We start from the raw sequence: 8,179 nt of genomic DNA, 5'->3' as shown, positions 1-8,179 counted from the left end.
GAGTATAATGTATTGGAGCCATATATCGGCAAAACATGTAACGACATATAATTTTTAACTCCTGCCAGCGCATATTTCATTGAACCTTTTGCTTTATAAATAATCATTTCCTTTCCCATCATTGGCTCTATTACGGGAATAACGGTTTTGTCTTCTTCAATAATTACTGAATGGATACCGGATAAAATGTCTTGTCTTTCCTTTGGTTGACTTGCTATATATTCGGCAATCTTTGCATCCATATGTTGATTATTTTAAAAAGTTCGAATTTGTTTATTACTTGCAACCGCAATTGAGAAAGTGGCGAAATTTATTTCCATCTGCCCAAATTAAGTGATAGTGAAATTAAAAATAAAAGTTGATGATTGACCCCCTCTATTTTGAATTACTGTAAACATGAAGGATCTCATCTTCTACTTCAATTTCCTTTTGGAAGTGTAATCCAAGTTTGGTAAGTAGTTTAATGGACTTTGTATTTTGAGGAACTGTTGTTGCCACCACGGGATAATAGCCGGGAGTCTTGCTCACCATTGATAGTACTTCCTTTGCCGCTTCATAGGCGTAACCAATGCCAATAAATTCAGGAAGGAAGGCAAAGCCAATATCAAAATTTTCGAGATAGTTACGTTTCATAAATGATATTATTCCAACAGGCGTATTATTATCTCTTGTTCTCGCTACCCAATAGAATAAATTTTCAGCGCTTAATATTTTGGTAACGTAAGCAATTGCATCATCATTGGTGTGCACATGCCTGTCGCCAATAAATGCTATCCATCCTTTAGTATTCACAAGTTTTTTTACAAAATCACAATCATCTATTGTTAAAAGATTTAGGCTAAGCCTCTCCGTTATAATTTCGTTTTGCATTTTTCTGTATTAAGAATATCGTTGGCGTGCCTCTCAAGCGAAGAAGAAATCAGGAAATAAAACAAATGATAGAACTCACCTGAAAGTCGCATGAAGGCTCGTTTATCTAATTAACGGTATTGAAAAATAAAATACAGAACCCTTGCCCGGTTCGCTATTCACGCCTATCTTTCCATTATGACGACGAATAATTTCGGTTGATATAAATAGACCAATTCCAAAACCAGGGAATGTTTTTTCGCTTTTACCTTCTACCCGGTAGAAGCGTTCAAATATTTTTTGCTGGTCGTTCTTGTCAATACCAATTCCAAAATCTTCCACTGAAACAATTAGGTTGTTATTTTCAACAACACATTCAACTTCTATTACGCCGGAATGCGGAGAATATTTTACGGCGTTCGTAAGAAGGTTGGTGATTACCTGGCCAATCCGTTCCCTGTCCGCATATAAGGTTGTCATCACCATTTTTGAAAAATTAATATTGTACTCAGGGCTAATATGTTTTATCTCGTCAATAATTTCCTGTATTAATTCTGTTATTTCAAAATTTTCTTTATGCAGCGTAAGGCTTCCCGATTTTATTTTCGACACATCCAGCAGGTCTGAAATAAGGTTGGTCAGTTTTAAAATTTGTTTGTCAATTATGCTGAGTGATTTTACAAGAAAAGAATCTTCGCTGCTGGCATAAGTGCTTTGTAAAATCTGCGTATACGCCTTAATAGAAGTTATGGGAGTTTTTAATTCGTGGCTGGCCAGACTTATAAAATAATCTTTTTGCTGATCCTGTTCCTTCATTTCCTGTATATCGGTACTGGTACCCACCCACATCTGAATTTTGCCCGTTACATCCCGCTGCGGTACGGCACGGCTTAGCTGCCAGCGGTATTCGCCATCGCGTCTGCGGAAACGATGTTCAAACAAGAAATTATTGCCTGTATTAACCGAATGTTTCCATGCATTTATGTTATCCGTTCTTTCATCGGGGTGCACTATTTGTATCCAACCTCCGCCGGCCATATCCTGCATAGTAAGCCCTGAATAATCGTATACGGACTGGTTAAAATAATTTAGATTTCCTTCTGCATCGCCTGTCCATATAAACTGCGGCATTGAGTCGGCAAGCAACCTGAATTTTTCTTCACGTAACAATAAAATTTGCTGGTAATTTTTTTCGTCAGTTATATCCCTTACAGTTCCCAATAATTTAGATGGCTCATTTCCTTCATCATAAAAAACTTTTCCCTTCGCCTCTATCCAATGGACAGAACCATCATTCCAGACGATTCTAATTTCATAATGTACATTGCCGGTATGTAAGCCTTGTTCAATCGCATTATTCCTTACCTGCAAATCATCCGGATGTATGTGTTTAAGTATTTCTGAATGGAGTAGGTTATCTTCCTGCCTATAACCAAATATTTCATAAAATCTTTTTGAAAACTTGGCCTCGTCGGTTTTAAAATTTAATTCCCATAATCCCAATTCGCCGGCATCGATAACAATATTCAGCCTTTCCTCACTGTCTTCTATTTTTTGCCTTGCTTCAACTTTTTCAGTTACATCAATAAATGATATCATAATGGCCGGCATATTGCCATCAGCCTCCATCAAAGGTGTATATTGAAAATCAAGATAGAATTTCTTCAGGCCATCACTGCCATGTATATACGCAACTGATTCAATTTCCTTATACGTTTCGCCGGATTCAGATACTTCATCCAGCAGCTTAATATACTTTTGCTGTTTCAGTTCAGGAAAAACTTCCAGCAATTTCTTACCAATTACTTCGTCACCTTTCTTTCGCCAGATATTTTCAATCATCACCGGGTTCGCCAATTCTATAATATAATCTTTTCCTCTCACGATTGCCTTGCCTACCGGCGAGTTCATTACTATACTGCGAAACCTGCTTTCACTTTCTTCAACCCTTTGCCTGGCCAGTACCTGTTCACTTACATCCGTGCCCACCGTCATAACACCGTTTATTTTTCCTTCGGCATCATACAAGGGTTCATAAACGAAGTTTACATAGGCTGTTTCAAGCTTTCCTTTTCGTAATATTTTAACAGGGAGTTCTGTTGCGGAAAAAGTAATTCCGTTATGGTATGCATCATCCAATAATTCTTTTATGCCCTGCGGTATTAACTCGGGCATTGATTGCAGGATGGGTTTATTGATCACTTCTTCATTTTCTCTTCCCCACAAAGCCAAAGCCTTGTCGTTGGCAATTTCCACTACATAATCATTGCCCCTTAAAATGGCAATAGCCACCGATGCCTGCAATATAGTTAACCGGAGATTTCTTTCGCTTTGCTGCAGTGCTATTTCATATCTTCGTTTATCCGTAATATCTGTGTGAACGCCTACCCATTCTCTTGTAGATCCATCACTGTTCAATATTGGAATAGCCCGGATGCGGAAATGGCCCCAGTGGCCGTTCTTCATAAATACACGATGCTCAAAGAAAAATGTTTCTTTCTTTTTCAATGCTTCATTCCATGCATCAATAGTGGGTTGTATATCATCAGGATGAATGGCATTTGCCCAGCCATAACCCTGGTATTCTTCGTAAGTCTGACCAGTGAGGGCTGCCCAGCCGGGCTGCTCCCCTGCCATTTCACCGGCAGCATTATTAGTCCACAAAATGCCATTAACTGCAGCTATCGCAGCCTCGAACCGTTGCTCGCTTTCTTCTACTTTCTTTTTTGCAATGGCACTATCCGTTACATCAATTAAAATACCGGTCAGCCGCTGCGGAGTTTTACCAGGAGTAAAAGTTGTTTTGCCTTTGGCTCTTACAATTCGCATCAGCTTTGTTACAGGATGTATAATAGTATACTCATGGTCGAGGCACCCGCCTGAAGAAAAGTCTAATGCTTTTTCAATCGCATTTATTAATGGCTGCCGGTCTTCATACTTAACAACACTAAATCCTCTTTGAAGACTAAATTCTTCGCCGGGTTGCAAACCATGCCACTCTTTCAACCGGTTATTCCCGGTAAAGCGATTTGTAGCAGGATCAATAGTCCATGCGGCTAAATCTGCAGCATCAATTGCGAATTGCAGTTGGTTTCTGCTCTCCGTTAGTTCGTTAAAATTTAAGACTTTTTCTGTTGTTTCTGTACAGGTTACAAAAACACCGGCAGGTGTCCCCGATTCATCATTTACCGGGCTATAGCTAAATGTCCAATACACATCTTCTATTTTACCATTGCGATAAATGGGCAGCAACATATCCTCGTTCCAGTTGGCTTCACCACCCGACAAAACCCGGTCAATAATAGGTCTAATATCCTTCCATATTTCTTTCCAATAATCTTGGCCGCGGCTGCCAAGAATATCGGGGTGTTTGCCATCTTTACCCAGGCTGGGACGGTATGCATCATTGTAAAAGCAAATCAAATCCGGCCCCCAAAATAAAAACATGGGGAACTTTGAATTAAGAATGATGCTTAAAGTGGTACGCAAACTTTGGGGCCACGTGGACGGCTCTCCCACTAGGGTTTTGCTCCAGTCTTTCGCACGAATCAATGCACCCATTTCTCCGCCGCCGGAAAGGAATTGAAGTGTTTCTGATTGATGAGTTTTGGCATCAAAATACTGCATAGAAGCTGTCAAATAAAATTTTAATAAGCACGCATCAAAGAAGTTTTAAATTTAAATACAAATTACCAATTACTAATATTCCATCTTATTTTTAATTGATGCGTTAATATTATAATGATAATTACACTTTCCCGTACTAACTCTAATAAAATTGCCTTCCCTTGTAAGTAACAAAAGAAGGCAATAAGATTAAAACCGAAAAAATTATTTTATTGAAACAGGTACCTTCAGGTGCTCCCATTCCAGCGCGAACCCTTTACTATCTATTACAAATTTCATGCGCTCATTCATGGTGGCTGATTTTTGAGGTTTTACCGTTACCCTTAACACGTCATTTGCAGGTTCTTCAGTAGTGCTCTCATCGTTTTTTACTCCCCACTGTCCTGTCTTGGAATTAAAAATAATCACCCATTCTTTTTCCCCGGGGATAGCATACAAGCTATATTTTCCTGCCTTGAGCGATTTTCCTTCTACCATAATGTCTTTGCTGGTTTCGAATATGGTAGCCTCGTTAGCACCTGCTCTCCAAACTTTATCATAAGGAACAAGGCCTCCCCAAATTTTTCTTCCCTTAACTGCGGGGCTGCTGTAGTCAATGGTAATGGTAGCATCCCCAATTTTTCCGGTTGCAGTGGCCGGCGGGCTTGGTCTTTTTGATTTATCTTCCTGCGCCCAAACAAGAGAAGTAATAAACATGCCGACAAAAGCCAGGATAAACGCTTTTGAAATTATCATCTTTTTCATTGTTGTAAAAGGTTTAATTGTTTAAATAGATATTTTTTGAGAGACTAAATGTACTGATTTCCCGGAGCAGTGAGAAGGAATTATTTTATGGGTGGAATATTCCTTTTATTTTCAAAATTATTTATCGGACAACCGGTAAAAAGGGGAAACTATTTAACACTAACCTTTCATACAATTTTCGCTCAGCCAAAAAATTAATTCTCGTCTGGCATTCGTCGTTAGTTTGGGTTCATAATTAAGAACAATATTTCCACGGTTAAAATAATGTAGCCATTATCAATTTAAAATGCAGTATGCGTTAACCATCTTTGAAAATCATCTTTCCCGTCGTCAACTCAACCAGGCCTTCTGGCTTTATTAATATTTCTTAACCTCCGCTGCCTTCTTTTTAAAAGCCTGATTGCGAATTCTTTTGGAAAAGCGAACACGCCAAACAATAACATGTAAAGCCCAATTGCTGCAGGAATGTAAATAAAGCAAACAAAAAATGCAAAAAGCGTAAAGACGATACTGTATCCGTATGTTAGTTTAATACAATGAAAAAGCTCCCTGCTATCTTCAAAAATCAGGAATTTATTGTACGTATAAGCGCATAACCAATATGACGCAACCGCAATCATAAAGTAGTTAAAACCAAAAATAGCTAATGCCAGCTTGCCATCAGTTTCCAGGTATTCGGCAAGGATTGCTGTTGGAAATGGAGTAAATGTTATCATTAACAAAACGAAGCCATTCACCCAGGGCAATCTGCTATCGGTTTTCTTAATATAGGTAAATACATGGTGATGGTTTATCCAGCAGACAAGGATCGTTAAAAAGCCAATTAGAAAGGCAAGAAATGGTTCCCAATTGTGGATGTACGATTTAAGCAAACCTTTGCCATTTTGCGGATGAAGGATTTGAATCAAATCCAAAACCAAGAGTGTAATAGCGATTGCAAAAACCCCATCACTAAATGTTTCTAATCGTGCTGTTTCCTTTAAACCGCCTTCCGCAGGCTTTTTACTATTGCTCATGTGTAACGTGGTTGTTGAAACTTGTAAAGATGCTCTATCAAATATACTCCTTGTTAGTCTTTATTGCCAGGTCCTGCCAATAGCGGAAAATAAAGATATTTCTTCTTTTGCCGCGTCTAATCTAGATCTGGTACCAGTTTTGATATATAGCTCGTTGAAGAATCTTAATTACCATTTTTGAAATAGCATAACCAACTTAAAATAAAAATCCATTATTATGAAAAAGATATTTGCAGTTCTCTTTATTACCGTATTAACTACAGGCACTTTTGGGCAGACAGACTCAACTATGAGTAAGATGCATAAAATGAAAAAGAGAGAAATGATTAAGGGAGATTGTGTAATGATGAAAGACGGTAAAATGATGGTAATGAAAAATGGACAAACCAAAGATATGGACAAGGACATGGCCCTGGGAAACGGCACCACTGTTATGAAGGATGGCACTGTAAAAATGAAGGGTGGAAAAACGATGATGATGAAAGACGACGACTGTATTTACATGAATGGGAAAATGAGTAAAATGAAAATGAATAAAATTAAAAGCGATTCACTGGTGAACTAATAAGATGAAACTACATCACCCTTTTCACATTAAACCAGATTAGCACATCCGGGATGATAATTATCAGCAGTATTTAATAAACCATTTTCCGGGGATCTTTAAAATTACGGTCATAGAATGCAGGGAATAACAAACACCCCGCCTTTGACTGAGTGTTTTATTTGACTAATAAAATTGTGAAACCATAAGGCAATGAACAAATAATTAACCCAGAGAATGTGTTGCCGAAGTTTGCGACCCACGGGTGTGTAAAGCCACATCCGGAAAGACTAAACCGGGGACCAGTTCCATCTGCATTTTGTACCCTTGTATTACCGTGAATTGAGAGCGCTTTTTCCAAAGAAACATAACGATCGATATTATGAAAATAATCCAGTTTTTTACTATACGAAAAATTCATTTTATCTACATCCAATTATCTGCCAATTCGTTGTAAGTTTGTGATTGATTTATAATTCATAATCGTATGCAGGAACAATTCGCTATGTCAAAAAAAAATTATCTCCCCATCCTTTTAATTTTCGGGCTTTTGCTGTTCATTAACCAGTATAGCTTTGCCCAAATGAAGGTATTGCAAAAGGGTTCCAAAGCACCCATGTTCACCACCAAGGCCAGTCTGGCGGGCAATGAATTTAGTTTTTCCTTAAAGAAAGCCCTTGCGAAGGGACCGGTAGTATTATATTTCTATCCCGCTGCGTACACAGGCGGCTGTGATCTGGAAGCACATACTTTTGCCGAATTAAAGGATAAATTTACGGCCGCAGGAGCCACCATTATTGGTGTATCAGCCGATGATATTCAGCGATTGAATTCGTTTTCATCTAACCCGGATTACTGTGCAGGAAAATTCCCGGTTGCTTCAGACGCCGGGGGTAAAATCGCAGCTACCTATGGCCTGGGGATGGTGCCTCCGCAAGCAGGTGTTAAAGATGTAACAGGCCAGCAGGTTACCCACGGATTCATTCCACGCACAACATTCGTTATTAATAAAAATGACGAAATTGTAGCCGTCTTTTCATCAGCAACAGATCATATATCGCCTGATGAACACGTAAAAAAATCATTAGCAATAGTAACGACGCTGTAGTTTCAGGAGAGGCCATTTGTTTAGAATTGATGCCCCCGCTATACTTAGTGTGTTCATAACCGTTAGTTGCCCATTCCCTGATTATTGAAACGTTTTAAAAAATGGCCTTCAAAGCAGTTTTAGAAATGCCAAAAAACATCCGTATTTAGCAACCATACTTATTCTATTCCTCCAATTGCAAATTGATCGCCTGCTTTCACAACATTATTGCCGGCAAAATCTATTTCAAGCATTTTTTCACTTTCAACATAATTATGAAACTCATCTTCGAGCCTCATAATTATTTTGCGT

The 8,179-nt window shown here is 38.6% G+C and carries 8 protein-coding genes; 2 read left to right on the top strand and 6 right to left on the bottom strand.

Features of this window, described 5'->3' with window-relative positions; all coding sequences use genetic code 11:
* The 5 genes from ACO1O5_RS00165 to ACO1O5_RS00145 all read right to left on the bottom strand — a co-directional run.
* Positions 1 to 242 (bottom strand): hypothetical protein (locus tag ACO1O5_RS00165; RefSeq protein ID WP_486267245.1); only part of this gene is annotated, 242 nt, incomplete at its 3' end.
* 133 nt (positions 243 to 375) lie between these two features.
* Positions 376 to 870 carry a GNAT family N-acetyltransferase gene (locus ACO1O5_RS00160; RefSeq protein ID WP_486267243.1) on the bottom strand — a complete coding sequence of 165 codons (495 nt, stop codon included), beginning with the start codon at positions 868 to 870 and terminating at the stop codon, positions 376 to 378.
* A 102-nt stretch (positions 871 to 972) separates the two neighbouring features.
* Positions 973 to 4,488 carry a PAS domain-containing protein gene (locus ACO1O5_RS00155; RefSeq protein ID WP_486267241.1) on the bottom strand — a complete coding sequence of 1,172 codons (3,516 nt, stop codon included), beginning with the start codon at positions 4,486 to 4,488 and terminating at the stop codon, positions 973 to 975.
* A gap of 192 nt (positions 4,489 to 4,680) precedes the next feature.
* A complete protein-coding gene (locus ACO1O5_RS00150) occupies positions 4,681 to 5,220 on the bottom strand; it encodes a DUF2911 domain-containing protein (protein ID WP_486267239.1) in 540 nt (179 codons plus the stop codon).
* Between the two features lie 335 nt (positions 5,221 to 5,555).
* Positions 5,556 to 6,236, bottom strand: a complete 681-nt coding sequence (locus ACO1O5_RS00145) for a TMEM175 family protein (RefSeq protein WP_486267238.1) — start codon at positions 6,234 to 6,236, stop codon at positions 5,556 to 5,558.
* 217 nt (positions 6,237 to 6,453) lie between these two features.
* Here ACO1O5_RS00145 and ACO1O5_RS00140 point away from each other — a divergent pair, with 217 nt between their 5' ends.
* The gene (locus tag ACO1O5_RS00140) at positions 6,454 to 6,801 is read left to right on the top strand and encodes a DUF6799 domain-containing protein (protein WP_486267236.1); all 348 of its coding nucleotides are present in this window, start codon (positions 6,454 to 6,456) and stop codon (positions 6,799 to 6,801) included.
* A gap of 157 nt (positions 6,802 to 6,958) precedes the next feature.
* Here the strand turns inward: ACO1O5_RS00140 and ACO1O5_RS00135 are convergent, their stop codons facing one another.
* The gene (locus ACO1O5_RS00135) at positions 6,959 to 7,201 is read right to left on the bottom strand and encodes a hypothetical protein (RefSeq protein ID WP_486267234.1); all 243 of its coding nucleotides are present in this window, start codon (positions 7,199 to 7,201) and stop codon (positions 6,959 to 6,961) included.
* A gap of 66 nt (positions 7,202 to 7,267) precedes the next feature.
* Between ACO1O5_RS00135 and ACO1O5_RS00130 the strand changes: the two genes are divergently transcribed.
* Positions 7,268 to 7,888: a peroxiredoxin gene (locus ACO1O5_RS00130; RefSeq protein WP_486267232.1), complete on the top strand. Its 621-nt coding sequence runs from the start codon at positions 7,268 to 7,270 to the stop codon at positions 7,886 to 7,888.
* Positions 7,889 to 8,179: the final 291 nt, after the last annotated feature.

The sequence above is a fragment of the Ginsengibacter sp. genome, from assembly GCF_057362405.1.
Note: the sequence above shows the minus strand (reverse complement) of the source record. Positions and strands in the feature narration are given on the sequence as shown.

Coding starts and splice junctions, on each gene's coding strand:
- ACO1O5_RS00160 (WP_486267243.1), bottom strand. CDS start 870: ATGCAAAACGAAATTATAACGGAGAGGCTTAGCCTAAATCTTTTAACA.
- ACO1O5_RS00150 (WP_486267239.1), bottom strand. CDS start 5,220: ATGAAAAAGATGATAATTTCAAAAGCGTTTATCCTGGCTTTTGTCGGC.
- ACO1O5_RS00145 (WP_486267238.1), bottom strand. CDS start 6,236: ATGAGCAATAGTAAAAAGCCTGCGGAAGGCGGTTTAAAGGAAACAGCA.
- ACO1O5_RS00140 (WP_486267236.1), top strand. CDS start 6,454: ATGAAAAAGATATTTGCAGTTCTCTTTATTACCGTATTAACTACAGGC.
- ACO1O5_RS00135 (WP_486267234.1), bottom strand. CDS start 7,201: ATGAATTTTTCGTATAGTAAAAAACTGGATTATTTTCATAATATCGAT.
- ACO1O5_RS00130 (WP_486267232.1), top strand. CDS start 7,268: ATGCAGGAACAATTCGCTATGTCAAAAAAAAATTATCTCCCCATCCTT.